Here is an 18,613-nt window from a genome sequence, read left to right on the forward strand (position 1 = left end):
TAAGCAGGCCGGCGACGCCCTGCGAGAAACCGCTCAGACGAGCAGCGCGATCGTCGCTTCGAGGTGTTCTGAAGGCGCGCGTCGGAAGCCCGAACGCGCAAAGCGCTGCAGCTGCCCCACCACGAACGCTGTGAGCGCTGCGGCGCGCACCTGCGCATCGACGCTGGGCGTGGCCGAGCCTTCGGCGGCGGCCGCGCCGCGCAGCACCTGGCGCAAGGTGGCTTCGATCTTGTCGAAGAACTGGTTCATGCGCTGCTGCAGGCGCTCGTTCTCGTAGACCAGCGCGTCGCCCACCATGACGCGGGTCATGCCGGGGTTGCGCTCGGCGAACTGGACCAGCAGCGTGAGAATGCGGCCGGCCTGCTGGGCGCCGGTGGCACCCTCGCGCTCGAGGATCTGGTTGACCAGCGTGAAGACGCTCTGCTCGATGAAGTCGATGAGCCCCTCGAACATCTGGGCCTTGCTGGCGAAATGGCGGTACAGCGCCGCCTCGCTCACCTCGAGCCGCGCGGCCAGGGCCGCGGTGGTGACACGCTCGGCGCCGGGCTGCTCGAGCATGGCGGCCAGCGCCTGCAGGATCTGCACGCGCCGCTCACCCGGCTTCGGGCGCTTGCGCGCCGGGGGGGTGGGCGGGTCTGCAGGGGTCTCTACGCCGGAAGCACTGGTCGTCTCTTCGTTCTGCATGGGAGCGCGTGCAAAGATGTAATCAATTGATTCTCGCACAGCGCAGTGAGCACGCGCCCTCTACGCTGCTTGCACGCGGCCTGGGGGTCAGCGGGCGCGGATCATCGTGCCGTAGGCCTGGTCGGTCAGGATCTCGAGCAGCATCGCGTGCGGCACGCGGCCGTCGATGATGTGCACCGCGTTCACGCCGCTCTTGGCCGCGTCCAGGGCGCCTTCGATCTTGGGCAGCATGCCGCCCGAGATGGTGCCGTCGGCGAACAGGTCGTCGATTTCGCGCGCGCTCAGGTTGGTGAGCAGCTTGCCGGTCTTGTCGAGCACGCCGGGCGTGTTGGTCAGCAGCATGAGCTTCTCGGCCTTGAGCACGATGGCCAGCTTGCCGGCCACGACGTCGGCATTGATGTTGTAGCTCTCGTTGTCCTCGCCGAAGCCGATGGGGCTGACGACGGGAATGAAGGCGTCGTCCTGCAGCGCCTTCACCACGCTGGGGTCGATGGAGACGATGTCGCCGACCTGGCCCACGTCGTGGTGCACGCTGGGGTCGTTGCGGTCGGCCAGCTTGAGCTTCTGCGCGCGAATGAGGCCGCCGTCGCGCCCTGTCAGGCCCACGGCCTTGCCGCCGGCCTGGTTGATCAGGCCCACGATGTCCTGCTGCACCTCGCCGGCCAGCACCCATTCGACGACCTCCATGGTCTCGGCGTCGGTCACGCGCATGCCCTGGATGAAGCTGCCCTTCTTGCCCAGCTTGTTCAGCGCCGCCTCGATCTGCGGGCCGCCGCCGTGCACCACCACCGGGTTCATGCCGACCAGCTTGAGCAGCACCACGTCTTCGGCGAAGTCGGCCTGCAGCGCGGGGTCGGTCATGGCATTGCCGCCGTACTTGATGACGATGGTCTTGCCGTGGAACTTGCGGATGTACGGCAGCGCCTGGGCCAGGATCTCGGCCTTGTCGCGCGGGGGAATGTTGAGGACGGGGTCGGTCATGGGCGGTCAGGCTCCGAAGCGTTGGACGATGAGGGGAAATTCTCGCAAGACAGTGGCTGTCACGGACGCAGCCAGCGGGGCACCTTGAAGCGCACGATCATGAGGTACGCACCCACATAAGTCGTGACGAACAGCAGGCAGAAGAACATCAGCACGGGTGTGTTGTTCCAGAACAGCACGGCCGGCACCACCGACATGGCGGCGAACATCCAGAGGTACGGCGATGTGCGGTTGTTGCGCGCCAGCAGCTGGCGGGCCTCGTCGTCGGCCAGCGCCACGCGCACGATGCGCCGGAAGATCAGCTGGTGGAAATGCAGCGCGTCGGCCGTGCCGGGCGACTGGCCGCGCGCCAGCTTGCGGTAGATGGAGAACAGCGTCTCCCACACCGGGTAAATGAGCAGCAGCATCGGGAACCAGGGCGAGACCACGCGGTGGCGCTGCACCAGCATGACCACGGCCACGGCGATCACCATGCCCCAGACGTAGGCGCCGCCGTCGCCGGCGAAGATCTTGCCGCGCGGGTAGTTCCACACCAGGAACCCCATGGTGGCGCCGACCAGGCAGACCATCATGGCCGCCAGTTGCCGGTCGCCCACCTGCAGCGCCACGTGCGAGATGGCCAGGCACACCAGCACGGCGACCGTGCCCGCCAGGCCGTTGTAGCCGTCGATGATGTTGAAGGCGTGCGGCAGGCCGCCGATGGCGAGCACCGCGAACAGCACGGTGGCGAAGGGAATCATCACCAGCCAGCCGTCGACGATCTCGAAGCCGGTGCGCGCGACGCCCAGCCCCAGCAGCCAGCACACCAGCAGCGCCGAGCCGATGGTCAGCCCGAGCCGGTAGCGGACCTTGACCTTCTGGGTGACGTCTTCGACGATGCCGCCCAGCACGGCCGGCAGGATGCACAGCAGCGTGAGCATCGAGGTCTTCGCGGGCCACGACACGTTGAACGGGTCGGTGCCGGTGATGCCGGCCGCCAGCCAGGCCACCCCCATGCCCAGCAGGATGCCCGCACCGCCCAGGCGCGGCACATGGCCCTTGTGGAAGCGTTGGGGCATGTCGGCGCCGTAGACACGGGCATGCCTGCGCGCGCGGCGCATGAACACCTGGACCGAGAAGGCGGCGACGAAGAAACTGATGACGATCAGAGCAATCATGTGTGGGGGTTGGGGAACCCTAGAATTCCCGAGCGAAATTAGACCATGTCCACGCCCCCCTCCCCCTTCCCCCGTCCGTTTCCCCCGATCACGATTTCAATCGTCAGCCACGGCCAGCTCGCGCTGGTGCTGCCGCTGCTCGATCAACTGGACCGGCACTGCCGCGCCGCGATCGCCAAGGTCTTGCTCACGCTGAACATTCCGGAGCCTGACCTGCTCTCGGGGCGGAACTGGGGCTTCGAGGTGGAGCGCATCACGAACGCAAGCCCCAAGGGCTTCGGCGCCAATCACAACCAGGCCTTCGAGCGCTGCGCCAGCCCGTGGTTTTTGGTGCTCAACCCCGACATCCGCCTCGACGGCGACGTGCTGACGCCGCTGCTCGCGCAGGCCGCGGCCGACGCCGGGCTGCTGACGCCGCGCATCCTGGAGCCCGGCAAGGCCGAGCCGGAGCCGCACCGGGCGCTGCTCACGCCGTTCGAGATCGTCGAGCGCAAGAAGCCCGGCTACGTGCGGCCCCGGGTGCCGGCATGGATTCCGGGGCTGTTCATGCTGTTTCGCAGCGAAGCCTACCGGCAGGTCGGCGGCTTCGACGAGCGCTTCTTCATGTACGGCGAAGATTTCGACATCTGCGCGCGCACCCGGCTCGCGGGCTGGAAACTGCAGGTCGGCGAAGACCTGGTGGCCCGGCACGATGCGCAACGCGACAGCCACCGGAGCAAGAAATACCTGTACTGGCACGTGACCAGTCTGCTGAAGGTGTGGCTGTCGGGGACGTTCTGGCGGTACTGGCGGCTGCGCAGATAGCTAGCCGCGTTCGAGCAGGTCCTGCGCAATCGCATGGCCGCCGCGGCCGAAGCGCGCATACCGACCGCTGGCCGCCTCACGCAGGATGGACAGCAGGCGCAAGGGCCGTGCCGCCGGAAGCTGCGCCCTGAAGCGCTGGTGCGCGACCTTGGCTTGCTGTGCGTCCAGGTACCTGGCCGGCACACGCGCACCGAGCTGCCGCAGGCGCTGCAGCAGGGCCTCGGCCCGGCGCAGGCGAGCCACATGCTTGTCGCCGCGTTCGGCAAAGGCCTTGGCCACCTTCTCGGACAGCGTGAGCCGCCGCGCACCGATCTGGTTGCTGGCGTGCTGCCGGTAGTCGATGGTCGGCTCGGGCAGCACGTCGATGTGCCCGATGGCCGACGCCACCGCGGCCAGCCATTCGTCGTGCACCCACTCGGGCGCGAACGGCAGCGCCGCTTCGAGCAAGGTCTTGCGAAACACCGTGGTGGCGCCCGTCACGAGGTTGCGCCGCAGCAGCACGCCGAAGGCCTCTCCGCCGGCGATGGCCGCCAGCTCGGCGGGTTGCACCTCCAGCGCATGGAACAGCGTGGAGCCCAGCGGTTTCAGTTCGGCGTCGACCAGGCGCGCATCGGTGTGCAGCAGCAACAGGTCGGGCCGCGCCTCGAACTGCGCCACCATGCGCGCGAGCCGGCCGGGGTGCCAGACGTCGTCCTGGTCGCACAGGGCGATGAGTTCATGGCTGCAGGCGCTCACGGCCTGCTCGAAATTGCGCGTGACGCCCAGCGGCGGCACGTTGCTGAACACGCGCAGCGCGACCTGGTCGGCCACGCCGCACTGCGCGAGGGTGTGGCGCACCACGTCCACGGTGCCGTCGGTGGAGCCGTCGTCGGACAGCACGATCTCCCGCGGCAGCGGCGTCTGCGCGCAGATGCTGCGAACCTGCTCGGGGAGGTAGCGCGCGCCGTTGCGGGTGCACAGCGCGACGGACACGTCCAGGGCCATCAGACCGGCGCGAGGCGGGGCGGCCAGGCGTAGCTGAAGTCCTCGCGCGCCAGCATGAGGTTGGGGCTGTAGGCGGGGTCGTTCTGCAGGAGGTCGCCCCAGCGCTTGTGCATGTAGGCGGACTCTTCCTGGAACTGCGCCTGCCGCTTCGGGGACATGTTCTTCGAACGCGTGGCCGACTCGTAGTGGAAGAGTTCGGCGTACGGCGTCCAGACATTGCGCAGGCCGGCCTCGCGCAGGCGCAGGCAGAAATCGATGTCGTTGAAGGATTCCCTGAGGTTCACTTCGTCCAGGCCGCCCACCGCCAGGTAGTGCTGCTTCCGGATCACCAGGCAGGCCGCGGTGACGGCCGAGAACGACTGGATCAGCGCGGCACGGCCCGCGTAGCCTTCGCGGCCGACCGGCATGCCACGGTGCGCATGCGCGGCAATACCGCCGATGCCCAGGATCACGCCAGCGTGCTGGAGCGTCTTGTTGGGGTACCACAGCCGCGCGCCCACCGCGCCCACGCCCGGCTGCACGGCCAGGCTCACCATTTCGCTCAGCCAGTCCGGCGTGATGACCTCGATGTCGTTGTTGACCAGCGCCAGCAGTTCGCCGTTGGCAGAGGGAATGGCGCCGTTGTTCAGCGCCGAATAGTTGAAATCGCGGTCGTCGCGCAGCACGCGCACATTCGGCTTTTCGGCGGCGATGTGCTTGAACCAGGCCAGCGTGGCCGGGTCGTCGGAGCCGTTGTCGACGATGATGATTTCGTAGTTCGAGTAGGTGGTCTTGGAAAGGATCGACTCGACGCACTGGCGCGTGAGCTGCAGGGCGTTGCGCGTGGGAATGATCACCGACACCAGCGGCAAGGCATCGGGCAAGGCGTAGCGCACGCGATAGCCGAAATCGAGGTGCTCGGCCGTGGCGCGCACGCCGGTGCGCTGGAAGTGCTCGTTCAGCGCCCGCTCGCCCGCGAGGGCCGCATACGGCTTGGCGCTCATCGAGCGCGCCGTGCTCTCGCTGTGCACGCGCCAGTGGTACAGCACGCGCGGAATGTGGCGGATCTGAGCGGCATCGATGCGCTCGATGCAGCGCAACACCAGGTCCCAGTCCTGCGAGCCTTCCATGCCCACGCGAAAGCCGCCGACGGAACGCATCAGCTCGGTCGACAGCACGCCCAGGTGGCTGAACATGTTCTGCGAGCGGAAGAGATCGACGTTCCAGTCGGGCTTGAAGTAGGGGCCGAAACGGAAGCCGCTTTCGTCGGCCTTGTCCTCGTCCGAGTAGATCAGCTGCACGCCCGGGTTGGCGGCGATGCAGTCGGCCACCCAGAACAGCGCGTCGGCGGGCAACAGGTCGTCGTGGTCCATGAGCGCCACCCAGGGGCCGGACACCAGTTCCAGCGCGCTGTTGGAAGCGGCCGAGATGTGGCCGTTCTGAGGTCGGAACACGACCTTGATGCGCGGGTCGCTCTCGCTGTACGACTTGAGGATGGCGCGCACCTCGGCCGAGGGCGACGCGTCGTCGGCGATGCAGAGCTCCCAATTCGGGTAGATCTGGGCGCGCACCGACTCGATGGCCTCGCGCAGCCACCCGGGGTTGGGGTTGTACGTGGGCATGACGACCGAGATGAGCGGCTGGTCTTTCAGGGCAGCCGCGCGCTGCACGATGCGGTTGCGAATCTCGGGGGTCAGCGTGTCGTAGCGGCGCACCCACGTCGTGTAGTTGTTGTAGCCGCCGATGCGCCGCCCCATCTCCCAGCGGATGCCGGGCCAGCCCGACTTCTTGAACATGCGCCAGGCCCGCTGCAAGCGCCCCATCAGTCCGGGGCCTCGGCCGAAGGCGGCCAGTGCAAGAAGAAATCGGTAGAGAGCATGCATGGATTGCAGACCCGCGAGGCGGGTGGAACGAAACTTTGGGTCGGGAAAAGAAACAGACAGCGGCAATGCCGGGGAGATGGCGCCGCCCGGCGATTATCTTCGCAACAGCCAGGGGCCAAGCCGCGTCGCCGCCGGCGCCGGGTGCCGCGCCGGCCGCGCAAGGGGCTGCCCGTAAAATTGGCCGGGTCAAAAAGCAAAAGGAAAACAATGAGGTTGCTCTCAGTGGTGCTCTCGGGAGGCGCCGGCTCCAGGCTCTGGCCTGCGTCGCGTCAGGCGTTTCCCAAGCCGTTCATGAAGATCGGAGACTCCACGCTGCTCCAGCAAGCCATCGAACGCGGCCAGGCCTGCGGTACGGGCGACCTGATGATCGTGACCAACAAGGACCACCTGTTCCTGACCCGCGACGTGCTCCAACAGATGCCCGACCCGCCGGCCACGTCCTTCCTGCTCGAGCCCAAGGGACGCAACACGGGCCCGGCGATCGCGCTGGCCGCCCTTCAATGCGCGCGCCAGTTCAGCGGCGACACGGTGATGCTGGTTCTCTCCGCCGACCACCTCGTGCCGGACGTGCACGCCTTCGTGGCCAGCGCGAGCGAAGCTTTCCGCCTGGCGCAGGAGGGCAAGCTCGTGGTGTTCGGCGTGAGCCCCACCAGTCCCGACACGGGATTCGGCTACATCGAAGTCGAGCACGTCTCGCGCGAAAGCCAGGGCGTGAAGCGCTTCGTCGAGAAGCCCGATCTCGAAACGGCCCAGAGCTATCTGGCAACAGGTCGTTACTACTGGAACAGCGGCATGTTCGCCTTCACGGCGGACACCATCATCGCGGCGCTCGAAGAGCACGCGCCGGAGGTGATCCGCTCGGCAAGGGCCGCGCTGGAAACATCCAAGGCCTCCGGCAACTGCGTCAATTTCGAACTGCACGCGTTCGGCCTGCAGCCGGACATCAGCATCGACTACGCAGTCATGGAGCGTGCCTCGAACGTTCACGTGGTCCCGGCCAAGTTCAGCTGGAGCGACGTAGGTTCGTGGCCCGCCGTGTCCAACGCGCTGATTCCCGACGCCAGCGGCAACACGCTGCCCGACGACGTGGTGGCGCTCGATACCACGGGCACGCACGTGCAGGTCGAGAGCTTCGGGCCCAAGGTGGTGGCGGTCGTCGGTGTGCACGACCTGGTCGTCGTCGACACGCCGGACGCGCTGCTGGTGCTGCACAAGGACAGCGCGCAAAGGGTGAAGCAGGTCGTGAACGCACTCAAAGCCCGCAAGCACGATACGGTTCATCAGCCCACGCTGGTTCACCGCCCCTGGGGCACGTACACTTCCCTCAAGCAGGAAGAAGGCTACAAGGTCAAGCGCATCACGGTCAGGCCCGGTGAGGCGCTCTCCCTGCAGTACCACCACGAACGTGCCGAGCATTGGGTGGTGGTACAGGGTCAAGGCCTCGTGCAGATCGGAGAGGTCGAGTACGAAACCTTCCCCGGGCAGTACCGCTACATTCCCTTGAAAGAAAAGCACCGTCTCACCAACACCGGCGAAGATGAGCTCGTGCTCATCGAAGTCCAGTGCGGCGGCTATCTGGGCGAAGACGACATCGTCCGCCTTGCAGACACCTACGGGCGCACATGAGCCAAGTCCATTCCAATCTACATCGAAGCGCCCTGGCCGACTGGTGGCAAGGCACACGCCGCACCGACATCTGGCTGACCCTCGCATGGTTCGACATCGTGCTGCGCTACCGGCGCTCGATGCTCGGCCCCCTGTGGCTCACCCTGAGCATGGGCGTGATGATCGCCGGCATGGGGCCGCTGTACAGCTCGCTGTTCGGCACCGAACTGTCCCGGTTCTTTCCGCATCTGGCGCTGGGCATCATCTTCTGGGCGTTCTTCTCCAGCGTGGTGACCGACGCCTGCAACGCATTCGTGGGGTCGTCCAACTACCTCAAGCAGGGTTACTTCCCGATCAGCCTGTTCGTCTGGCGCAGCCTGGCGCGCAACCTGATCCAGTTCGCCCACCAGATCGTGCTCTACATCCCGGTGGCGCTCTGGGCCGGAATTTCGCTGTCGTGGTCGGTGCTGCTCATCGTGCCCGCCTTCCTCATCCTCATCATCAACGCGCATGCGCTGGGGCTCCTGCTGGGGCTCATCTGCACGCGCTACCGAGACGTCACGCAGATCGTCACCAGCGTGATGCAGATGCTGATGTTCCTGACCCCCGTGTTCTGGCTGCCCGAAAGCCTGCCGGGCCGCGCCAAGTACGTGCTGTGGAATCCGTTCGCGCAGATGCTGGACCTGCTTCGCACGCCGCTGATGGGCGGCGTCGCTCACCTGCACAGCTGGATCGGCATCATGGTCTGGACCGCGCTGTGCCTGGTCGCCGCCACCCTCCTGTTCTCGAAGTACCGCCGCCGCGTCGTCTACTGGCTCTGATCCATGGCATCCATTTCACTCAAAAACGTCGCCGTCAACTTTCCGATCTACGGTGCGGGCGCGGCCTCGCTGAAGAAGACGCTGGCGGCTTCCGTGACCGGCGGACGCTTCGGCAAGGAAACCGGCGTGACCGTCGTGCAGGCGCTCAGCGACATCAACCTCGAACTGAAGAGCGGCGACCGGCTCGGCCTGATCGGACACAACGGCGCGGGCAAGTCGACATTGCTGCGCACGCTGGCGGGCGTGTATGAACCGTCGTCGGGCGAATTCATGCGGCAAGGCTCGGTGGCCAGCCTGATCGATCCCTCGCTGGGCATCGAGATGGATGCGACGGGCATCGAGAACATCATGCTGCGCGGACTCGTGATGGGCATGAGCAAGAAGGATCTCGACCGCCTCACGCCCGAGATCTGCGATTTCAGCGGACTGGGCGAGTACGTCAACATGCCGGTGCGCACCTACTCGACCGGCATGATGATGCGCCTGGCGTTCTCGATCTCGACCAGCGTCGAAGCCGACATCCTGCTCATGGACGAATGGCTCTCGGTGGGCGACGCCGAGTTCACGGAGAAGGCCGAGCAACGCATGCGCGACGTGGTGTCCAAGTCGGGCATCCTGGTGCTGGCCTCGCACTCGCCGGAACTCATCGCCAAGGAGTGCAACCGGGTGATCCATCTCGAGCACGGACGGATCGTCGAAGTCTCCTGACCGGGCGCGCGCCGGTCAGCGGCGCAGGCTGCGCCGCAGCGCCTGAATCTCGGCAAGCCGCCGCGCGACCTTCTCGCCCGCCACATCGACCGACAGCGCGGCCTGCGCGCTGGCCTTGGCCCTGTGCCCCAGTTCCGCGGCCCAGGCCTGGTTGTCGAACACGCGCCGCATCAGTTCGGCCGCATGCGCCTCGGAGGGCTCGGCCCATTCGAAATGCGCGTCGTAGGGCGGAATTGCCTTGCCGAGCTTGACGATCTCGTAGCGCACCGGAAGGCTGTTGCCTTCGTCCATGAAGTCGACGTTGCCCGAGAAGTCGGTGGCAATGACCGGCTTACCCATCAGCATGGCTTCCGCCATCGTCAGGCCCAGGCCTTCGCTGCGATGCAGCGACACGTAGGCATCGCAGGCCTCCATCAGCGCCAGCACGTCGCCGGGGCTGTAGACCTCGTTGATGATCTTCACGTTCCCGACCTTCGCTGCCGCGTCCTTCAGCGCCTGGAACTGCTCCGGGTGCCGCTCCGCGAACGAGGTCTTGAGTACGAGCTGCACCGGCTCGCCGGGCCGGAAAGCGCTTGCGAAAGCGCGGATCAGGCCGAGCGGATTCTTCCGCTCCATGACGCTCATCATGTGGAAGGTGAACAGGAACGTGTACGGCGCCGCCTCGAGGCCGAAATAGGCACGTGGGCGCCGCTCGAAGGGGCCGAGCTTCACGCCCGGGAAGAGCACGTGCACCGGCTTCGAAATCTTGGCACGCAGGCCACGCGCCACGAATTCGGTGGCGGCCCAGACCTCGTCGATCTCTTCGACATGCGGCAGCCAGGAATCCGGAATGACGTCGAACTCCCAATACCAGTAGGCGATGCGGTAGGTGCGCGGCGAGCGCTCGAAGAGGTCGCTGCGGCTGTAGGCCTCGCCGAAGAACGGCTCGGGCTGCACGTGGATCAGCGTGGTGTCGAAATCCTCGAAGCCCTGGAAGTCCGCATGCCGCGGGTCGTCCTTGCGGTCGGTCTTCAGGTCGCGCAGCGACGTCTGCACGCCCACGCTGTGCACCCCCTGGACCAATGCCTCGATCGACACCCGCAGACCCGAGGGGTAGGCGAAATGGCCGATCACGTTCAAGCCCGGCGCCACCAGCTCGGCCGCCACCTGCGCGACATCGAGCGACTTCGACCATTCGACGACCTCCGCGGGCTGCGCCGCCGCGGGAGTGGACAACCACTCGATCAGCGCCGAGGCGCGGCTTGCGTCGTCCAGCGCCTGAGGATGAAGCAGGCGCCAGTCTTCACGCGCCCAGTAGGCCCCGCGGATCTGGCGTGCGGGTGATGCGTCCACCGGCCAGCACGCGGGATCGATCCACCCCTCCTTCACGCGATAGGTCGCCGCCACCCACCCGGCGAACGCGCGACGGCCGAAGACCGTGAGCCCGTCCGGGTAGAGCGCCTGCCAGGCCGGCGAGAAGGCATAGGCGCGCAAGAGTTCGACGACCGGTTGTTCGGACGCCTCGCGAAACAGCCACCAGATCTCTTCGAGTCTCAGATTCGCAAGATGGCGACCGTCGCGCATGAACCAACCGAACAATGCGTGCTGCCCCATCGGCAGGAGGCCATGCGGCAGCTTGTTCTTGATGCCTTCGTCGAACAGATAGGCCTGCCGGGCCCGTGCGCCCAGGCCGGCCCCCAGGCAGTGGGCCACCCATGCCCTTGCGCTGCCGGACAACGCCAGCGCGGCACCGCCTTCACTCGCAATCCAGCGTCCGAAGCTGCCATCGGGTCCGTCCGACAGCGCCGTGGAGAAACGCCGCGCGATCTCGGGGCAGGTTCGCAGCAGGTCCAGGATCCAGCGCGCGGCCGACCATGCGTCGACCACGCCGTGCGCCGGTTGCGGCGCCCACAGCACGTCTTCGCGCGGCAAGCCCGCGGCGTCGAGGCAGGTGCGCTCCACCGAAAGATCCAATGTCGAGGACGGCAACATCATCGAGCCGAGCGCGCGTGTATCGATCAGGAGGCTTTCGCGCGGCGAGCGGGCAGCTCCCGCCCGCAGGGTGGGAATCGGCTGGTGCGCATCGAGCTCGGGATGCAGGTAAGGGTCTTCGTCGATGCCCAGGAGGCGCACGTCGTCGGCAAAACGCTGCAGGTCGGGGGTCGGGTTGACCGACCCCCGCGTGGCGCCCTCGTGGTGCACAAGGCGGGCATGCGGCGCATAGGCCGTGCGGTATCCCGCACGCCAGGCCCGAAGGCACAGCGCGACGTCGCTGAAGGCGAGCAGGTAGGACTCGTCGAAGCCCCCGATCCGGTCGAAGGCCTCGCGCGACACCATCTGGCATGCCCCCATCACGGCGATCCAGTTGCGCGGATGCGCTGCCGAGCCGAAGACGCCCCACGCATCGCTGTGGTCGGCGTAGTACATCAGCCCGCAGAGGGTCACGCCCAGCCCGACACCGCCGTGCTGGAGTTCGCCGTCCGGATAGCGCAGCTGGGTGCCGACCACGCCCACGCCCGGTCGCTGCGCGAACCGCACCAGCTCCTGAAGCCAGTCCGGTGCCACGACCTCGATGTCGTTGTTGAGAAACAGCAGGAGGTCGCCGTGCGCGAAGCCCGCGCCGAAATTGCAGGCCGATGAGTAATTGAATTTCTTGCTGAAGTGAACGATCGACACCTCGGGGTGGACACGAAGCTGCTCGTAGTACGCAAACGTGGCTTCTTCGCACGACCCGGTGTCGACAACGATGATTTGCTTGTTGCCGTAGTCGGTGCCTTGCAGCAGCCCGTCCAGGCACACCCGAAGCAGGTCGGCCTTGTCCCTGGTGGGAATGACGATCGACACCAGCGGCGGCGCCGCCAGCACCCAGGTGGCGCGCTGCGTGCCGTCAGGCTGGGTTTCGACGTTGGCCGCAATGCCCGCCCGCGCCCAGTGCGCCTGCAACGCCCTGCGATGGTCGGCGGCCGCCTCGGAGCCCGGCGCCGGCCTTTCGGGCCTGCTGTCCGCGCCGCGGTGGCACAGTACCTTCGGAATGCGCGTGACGATGCCGGCCCGGTCGCTCGCGCGAAGGTTGAGATCCCACTCCGCGCCTTCGCCCATGGCGGCGTCGATGCCGCCCGCGCCGACCACCAGGTCGCGCCGCAACAGCGTCAGGCGACCGAAGTAGTTGAAGGCATACAGCAGGTCGGGCGACCAGCCCGGCTTGAAGTACGGGCTCTGGCGCAACCCTTCCCGGGAGAGTCGATCTTCATCGCCGTAGAAGATGTCGCTGTTCGGCGCGCGCCGAAGCGCGTGCGCCAGTTCGTTCAATGCGCCGGCGGCCAGCATGTCGCCGGCGTCCAGCAGCGCGACGAGTTCGCCGCGAGCCGACGCAAGGCACGCTGCCAGGCCGTGCGCACGCGAGCCGCCCTGCACGGGCACGCGCACGATGCGTGCGTCCTTCGCCAGACCGTCGAGCACCGATTGAAGAGCAGCCGGCGCGTCGGGTGGCACCGCCACCAGGACTTCCCAATGACCGACGGACTGGGAACGCACCGACTTCAGTGTCTGCAGCAAAGCCTGCGGATTGGCGCCCGCGGCAAGCAGGAACGACACGCGCGTGGCGAGCGCATCGGTCACGGCGGGCGAGCGGCGCTCGCGGGTTGCAATCCACACGCTGTAGGCGTCGGAGGCGCCCAACGCACCGCGCAGCGAAACCTCGTTCGGCGTGCGAAAGCGCATGGCGCGAAGCCGTGTCGGCATGCGCCACGGTGTCATCGCCCACCATGCCGCCTTGGCGACGCGGCGCAGGTTGGCCCGCACACGCGGTGGCACGACGGAGGAAACCTTTCGCAGCGGCGCCGTGACGCGCCAGGACATCGATGCGCGCATGGCGCGTTCGCGGTCGAGCGCGGCTTGCGCGCGCTGGTTGGCCGCGTCCAGCAGCATTTCGAACGCGGAGGTGTGTCCGCCTTCCGAAACGCCGGACTGGCCTGCATGTGTCTCCGCGCGGGGCACGGGGCGATCCTGATCGGACCTGTCGTTATTCATGGGACTCACCGTGGGAGCGGCAGAGGGGCAGGCCTGGCGGCCCTCAGGTGGGCGTCACCCGATCGAACTCGCCGTTCTGCGCCATGATCTGCTCGAGCGAACGTCGGCACTGAAGCTCCTGCCGGGCCAGCCAGGTTGCGTCGGCCACGTCCATCGCGCGCAGGCAGATCTTCGAGGTCGCCAGGCGCGAATAGTTTTCCTCGACGTAGGACAGACCAGCTTCGCGCATCGCGTTCCACGCCGCCTCGTCACGGTACAGGCGCAAGACTTCGGCCGCGAACTGTTCGGGGTCGTCCGTGGTGGCCAGATGGCCCTCGCCCGGATGCGCGATGCCTTCGGCGGCAATGGCCGTCGCCACACTGGGCACCCCATGCGCCAGCGCGGTCACGAGCTTGCCCTTGATGCCCGCGCCGTAGCGCAGCGGCGCGACGAACACGCGCGACGTCTGGAAATACGGCGCCAGCTCTTCCACGAAGCCCGTGACCACGATGCGGTCCGACGCCAGCGCAAGCACCTCGGGCGGCGGCTTGTTGCCGACGACGAGCAGCTTTGCGCCGGCGGGCAGGTCCTTCTCCAGCGCAGGCCAGATCGACTTGACGAAGTACAGAACTGAATCGACGTTCGGCGCATGCGGGAAGTTGCCCAGGAACATGATGTCCGCGCGGCCGGCGAAGGCGGGTGTGTCGCGGTACACGTCGGCGATCCATGGCAGAACGACCATGTTGCCCAACGGCGCCGGCAACGACTGCTGGATCACGTCGCGCTCGATCTCGGTGTGGACGAACGAGGCATCTGCCTGCGCGAACATCTCGAGCTCCAGCTTCTTCGTGACCTTGGCGGAGAACAGGGCCTCCGGCGTGTTGGATGTTTCGGCGGCACGCGTCTCGCGCAGGAAGTGCAGGTCGACGTTGGCGAACAGGATGCGCGTGCTGGGCGCCTTTTTGCGCAGCATGGCGTAGACCGGATGCGCGACGTTGTAGCGGTACAGCAGCGCGTAGTCGAACTGGCTGTCGATGTCGAGCAGCGCGTTCATTTCCTCGGCATAGGGCTTGTAGTAGCAGCACACACCGCGGCGCTGCAATGCACCGGTGTACTTCTTCGACCAGCAGGGCGAATGCAGCGGGAAGAAGCTCTCGCCGAAGCCGCACTCCCGGTAGGCGCTCATGACCTCATCGGTCACGATGGAGCCGGAGTCCTGGTCGGGGGTCGGCGTGAGTGCGTCCACCACCAGGATATTGCGGCGCACGCGCCAGCTGGCGGCGCGCATCGAACTCGTGCCCGGCTGCGGGTGCGCCTTGAGTTCGGCGCTGAAACGCCTGGCGAACTTCTCGAGATTCGTCACCTGGTAGGCCTTGATGCCCTTGGTGGTGTCGCGCCCGTGGGTGATGCCTTCGTAGTGAATGGCACGCGAGGTCGGCACGAACCAGACCTCGTAGCCGACACGGCGCAAGCGAAACGCCAGGTCGGCGTCCTCGCAATAGGCCGGCTTGTATTCGGGGTCGAAGCCGCCGAGCTCGTTCCATACCGTCTTGCGCAACGCGATCGACGCACCCGAAATGAAATCGGCCTGGCGCGCGAAGCAGTACTGCGGCAGGTTCGGGTCCTGATTACGGCCGTAATTATGGGCCGAACCGTCGCGCCAGAAAATGCCGCCTGCTTCCTGCAACGTGCCGTCGTCGTTGAAGAGCTTGGAGCCGACCATGCCGGCCTTGGGGAACAGCGTGAAGGCGTCGACCAGTTCGTCGAGCCAGCCTTCGACCACGCGGGTGTCGCTGTTCAGGAGAATGACGATCTCGCCGTTCGCCAGTTGCACCGCGGAGTTGCAGCATTCGAGGAACCCGCCGTTCTCGGCGCGCCGCTCGTAGCGGATCCACGGAATGACCTTCAGCACGTCCACGCGCGACGCCACCGGCGAGGCGTCGTCGGCGACGATGATTTCGACCGAGTGCTTCGAACGCAGCTTGGCAAGCGAGTCCAGGCAATTGAGCACGAAGTGTGTTTGCCCGTAGACGGGAATGATGATCGACACCTTGGGCGCGGTGGTCGTCACCTGCAACAGCGGTGTCTTCGCTGCCATTGCCCTGGCGGCGGCCTCGACCGAATCTCCCGCCTCGCGCTGCGCAAAATCGAAACCCACGCCGGCGAAATAGGCCTTGCCGGCAATGAGTTCGTACTGCACGACGTCGTCGGGCAGCGGGAAGCGACGCCCCTCGTCATCGGACCACAGCGGCTCGGCACGTGGCGCGCCGGGCAACACGCGGCCTTCCAGGCGACCGAAACGCACCCAATGCACGAGCGGGTTCAGGTTCACCTTGCGCAGGTCGGGGTTCTCGGCCATGTAGGCCCGCACCGAAAAGTTGGGGGAAGGCTCGAGGCCGTCTTTCCAACCTTGCACCAAGTAATGCTTGAGCGGATCTTTTCCGCTCGACGCTACCGCCGGATATTCCTTGAGATAGAAGTCGGCATCGAAGAGGCCGCCCTCCTGGATCGCACGGACGTCCGCCGCGGAGTGCCGCGCGCTGATGCCGAGGACGCGCAGCGCCTTCTTGGAAAGCCGGACGGCCTGCTTGAGTTCGTTGATCAAATCTTCTCCACTGTGGGCGTCTTGGCGCCCCTGCTTCGCTCGATAAAAACTCGACGCGGCACGATCGGCAGCTACACCGTCAGAACGAGTAGCCCAGCTTGTTGCGGCGAAGGTCTGCCTCGACCATCATCGCGCACAGCTCCTCGAGCGTGGTCTTGGGTTCCCAGCCGAGCTTTTCCTTGGCACGTGCCGGATTGCCGATCAGCAACTCGACTTCAGCGGGTCGGTAGAACTTGGGGTTCACGCGCACCAGCGTCTTGCCGGTGGCGATGTCGATGCCGACTTCGTTGTGCTCCTCACCCTCGAAGCGCAGCTCGTAGCCCGCAGCCTTGAACGCCATGTCGACGAAGCTGCGCACCGTCTCGGTACGGTTCGTGGCAAGAATGAATGTATCGGCCACATCGGCCTGCAGCATGCGCCACATGCCTTCGACGTATTCCTGGGCAAAGCCCCAGTCGCGCTTGGCGCCCAGGTTGCCGAGCTCTAGCACGTCGAGCTTGCCGAGCCTGATCTTGGCGGCCGCATCGGTGATCTTGCGCGTGACGAACTCGCGTCCGCGCAGCGGGCTTTCGTGGTTGAACAGGATGCCGCTGGCGCCGAAGATGTCGTAGCTCTCGCGGTAGTTGATCGTCATCCAGTGCGCGAACAGCTTGGCGACGCCGTAGGGGCTGCGCGGGTAGAACGGCGTGTCCTCGACCTGCGGAATGGCCTGCACCTTGCCGAACATTTCGGAGGTCGAGGCCTGGTAGAAGCGAATGCTCCGGTCGGTCAGGCGAATGGCTTCCAGCAAGTGAAGCGCGCCCATGCCGGTGATCTGCGCCGTGGCATCGGGCTGGTTGAAGCTCACGCCGACAAAGCTCTGGGCGGCAAGGTTGTAGACCTCGTGCGGCTTGGCTTCCTTGATGAGGGTGAGCGAACTGCCGAGGTCGGTGAGGTCATGCTCGACCAGCTTCAGGTCGGGATGATCCTGAATGCCCAACTCTTCCATCCGCCAGAAGTTGACCGAACTGGTACGGCGGAACGTGCCGTGCACGACGTAGCCCTTGTTCAGCAGGAGCTGCGCCAGATAGGCGCCATCCTGACCAGTGACACCGGTGACAACTGCGATTTTCTTCATGGGTAGTTGGAGATTTCTCTATATGGAAACGTGCCGCGTAATTGTGCCGCAATGATTCGACCGACTTTTTAGGGCAAGCGCCTAAAAATCCTGCAATCCCGTTTTAGCCACAGTTCCTGAGAGCCACCCCAACAGGCGGCGCTACTTCAGCATGCTTTCCAAAACGGCGACCACCCGGTCCTGCTGCTGCTCGGTCAACCCCACCCACAGGGGAAGGCGGACCAGCCGCTCCGACTGCGAATCCGTGACGCTCAACGTGTCGCCATGGGCCCGCCCATAGCGTCGGCCGGCGGGCGAAGAGTGCAGCGGAACGTAGTGGAACACCGAATTGATGTCGTTCGCCTTGAATTCGTCGAGAAGTCGCTGCCGGTCGAAACCGTCTGCAAGCAGCACGTAATACATGTGTCCGTTGTGGACGCAATCCTCAGGAACGACCGGCCGGCGCAGCACGCCGCGGCGCTCCAGCGGCTCGAGCATCGTGTTGTAGCGGTCCCATGCGGCGAGGCGCGCCTGGGTGACGCGGTCGGCCTCTTCGAACTGTGCCCACAAAAATGCGGCGATCAGTTCCCCCGGCAGGAACGACGAACCCACCTCCTGCCACGTGTACTTGTCGACCTCGCCGCGGAAGAAGCGGCTGCGATCGGTGCCCTTTTCACGGATGACCTCGGCCCGTAGCGCCGCCGCCGGATCGTTCACGAGCAGCGCACCGCCCTCGCCCGCAATCACGTTCTTGGTCTCGTGGAAGCTGTAGGCGCCGAAGTGCCCGATGGAACCCAGCGCGCGGCCCTTGTAGGTCGACATCACGCCCTGGGCAGCGTCCTCGACGACCTTGAGGTCGTGCCGTGCGGCGATCGCCATGATCTCGTCCATTTCGCAGGCGACGCCCGCGTAGTGCACCGGTGCGATCGCTTTCGTGCGCGGCGTGATGGCCGACTCGATGAGCTTCTCGTCGAGGTTCAGCGTGTCCTCGCGGATGTCTACGAACACCGGCACACCGCCGCGCAGCACGAACGCATTGGCCGTCGACACGAAGGTGTAGGACGGCATGATGACTTCGTCGCCGGGCTTGATGTCCAGCAGCAACGCACCCATTTCCAACGCCGCGGTGCACGAGTGCGTGAGCAGCGCTTTCGAGCAGCCGGTGCGCTCTTCGAGCCAGGCGTGGCAACGCTTGGTGAAAGGGCCGTCTCCCGCGAGGCGGCCGTTGAAGTGGGCCTCCGCGATGTAGAAGAGTTCCTTGCCGGTCATGTGCGGCCAGTTGAAGGGGATGCGTTGGTCGTTCATACGGTCGATTTCCT

General features: G+C 66.1%; 13 protein-coding genes. 4 read left to right on the plus strand and 9 right to left on the minus strand.

Annotated elements, in window-relative coordinates:
* Positions 1 to 33 precede the first annotated feature (33 nt).
* The 3 genes from slmA to ACSFA5_RS17225 form a co-directional block, all read right to left on the minus strand.
* Complete coding sequence (gene slmA, locus ACSFA5_RS17215; protein ID WP_435445254.1) at positions 34 to 684, minus strand: nucleoid occlusion factor SlmA; 651 nt, start codon at positions 682 to 684, stop codon at positions 34 to 36.
* A gap of 87 nt (positions 685 to 771) precedes the next feature.
* Positions 772 to 1,665: an acetylglutamate kinase gene (gene argB, locus ACSFA5_RS17220; RefSeq protein ID WP_435445255.1), complete on the minus strand. Its 894-nt coding sequence runs from the start codon at positions 1,663 to 1,665 to the stop codon at positions 772 to 774.
* Positions 1,666 to 1,724: 59 nt separating this feature from the next.
* Complete coding sequence (locus ACSFA5_RS17225) at positions 1,725 to 2,822, minus strand: glycosyltransferase family 4 protein (protein ID WP_435445256.1); 1,098 nt, start codon at positions 2,820 to 2,822, stop codon at positions 1,725 to 1,727.
* Between the two features lie 45 nt (positions 2,823 to 2,867).
* Here ACSFA5_RS17225 and ACSFA5_RS17230 point away from each other — a divergent pair, with 45 nt between their 5' ends.
* On the plus strand, positions 2,868 to 3,626 hold the full coding sequence (locus ACSFA5_RS17230; protein WP_435445257.1) for a galactosyltransferase-related protein: 759 nt from the start codon (positions 2,868 to 2,870) through the stop codon (positions 3,624 to 3,626).
* On the opposite strand, the gene ACSFA5_RS17235 is transcribed toward ACSFA5_RS17230, so the two are convergent.
* Both ACSFA5_RS17235 and ACSFA5_RS17240 read right to left on the minus strand, forming a co-directional pair.
* Positions 3,627 to 4,610, minus strand: coding sequence for a glycosyltransferase family 2 protein (locus tag ACSFA5_RS17235; RefSeq protein ID WP_435445258.1), 984 nt, complete (start codon positions 4,608 to 4,610; stop codon positions 3,627 to 3,629).
* Positions 4,610 to 6,472: a glycosyltransferase family 2 protein gene (locus ACSFA5_RS17240; RefSeq protein WP_435445259.1), complete on the minus strand. Its 1,863-nt coding sequence runs from the start codon at positions 6,470 to 6,472 to the stop codon at positions 4,610 to 4,612. Before ACSFA5_RS17240 ends, ACSFA5_RS17235 begins: the two co-directional genes overlap by 1 nt.
* Positions 6,473 to 6,679: 207 nt before the next feature.
* On the opposite strand from ACSFA5_RS17240, the gene ACSFA5_RS17245 reads away from it, so the two are divergent.
* The 3 genes from ACSFA5_RS17245 to ACSFA5_RS17255 are packed head-to-tail and all read left to right on the plus strand — an operon-like array spanning position 6,680 to position 9,606.
* A complete protein-coding gene (locus ACSFA5_RS17245; RefSeq protein ID WP_435445260.1) occupies positions 6,680 to 8,098 on the plus strand; it encodes a mannose-1-phosphate guanylyltransferase/mannose-6-phosphate isomerase in 1,419 nt (472 codons plus the stop codon).
* Entirely contained in the window at positions 8,095 to 8,898 is an 804-nt protein-coding gene (locus ACSFA5_RS17250; RefSeq protein ID WP_435445261.1) for an ABC transporter permease, read from the plus strand. Before ACSFA5_RS17245 ends, ACSFA5_RS17250 begins: the two co-directional genes overlap by 4 nt.
* 3 nt (positions 8,899 to 8,901) lie before the next feature.
* Positions 8,902 to 9,606 (plus strand): ABC transporter ATP-binding protein, encoded by a 705-nt coding sequence (locus tag ACSFA5_RS17255; RefSeq protein WP_435445262.1) that lies wholly within the window; start codon positions 8,902 to 8,904, stop codon positions 9,604 to 9,606.
* 15 nt (positions 9,607 to 9,621) lie between these two features.
* Here the strand turns inward: ACSFA5_RS17255 and ACSFA5_RS17260 are convergent, their stop codons facing one another.
* The 4 genes from ACSFA5_RS17260 to rffA all read right to left on the minus strand — a co-directional run bounded on the left by ACSFA5_RS17260 (position 9,622) and on the right by rffA (position 18,599).
* On the minus strand, positions 9,622 to 13,512 hold the full coding sequence (locus ACSFA5_RS17260; RefSeq protein WP_435445263.1) for a glycosyltransferase: 3,891 nt from the start codon (positions 13,510 to 13,512) through the stop codon (positions 9,622 to 9,624).
* A 145-nt stretch (positions 13,513 to 13,657) separates the two neighbouring features.
* Positions 13,658 to 16,198, minus strand: a complete 2,541-nt coding sequence (locus ACSFA5_RS17265; RefSeq protein WP_435445264.1) for a glycosyltransferase — start codon at positions 16,196 to 16,198, stop codon at positions 13,658 to 13,660.
* Positions 16,199 to 16,277: 79 nt separating this feature from the next.
* Complete coding sequence (gmd, locus tag ACSFA5_RS17270) at positions 16,278 to 17,315, minus strand: GDP-mannose 4,6-dehydratase (RefSeq protein ID WP_435445265.1); 1,038 nt, start codon at positions 17,313 to 17,315, stop codon at positions 16,278 to 16,280.
* Positions 17,316 to 17,456: 141 nt separating this feature from the next.
* Positions 17,457 to 18,599, minus strand: coding sequence for a dTDP-4-amino-4,6-dideoxygalactose transaminase (gene rffA / locus ACSFA5_RS17275; RefSeq protein ID WP_435445266.1), 1,143 nt, complete (start codon positions 18,597 to 18,599; stop codon positions 17,457 to 17,459).
* Between the last annotated feature and the right edge of the window lie 14 nt (positions 18,600 to 18,613).

The sequence above is a fragment of the Variovorax monticola genome (assembly GCF_051216855.1).
Taxonomy (GTDB): domain Bacteria; phylum Pseudomonadota; class Gammaproteobacteria; order Burkholderiales; family Burkholderiaceae_C; genus Variovorax.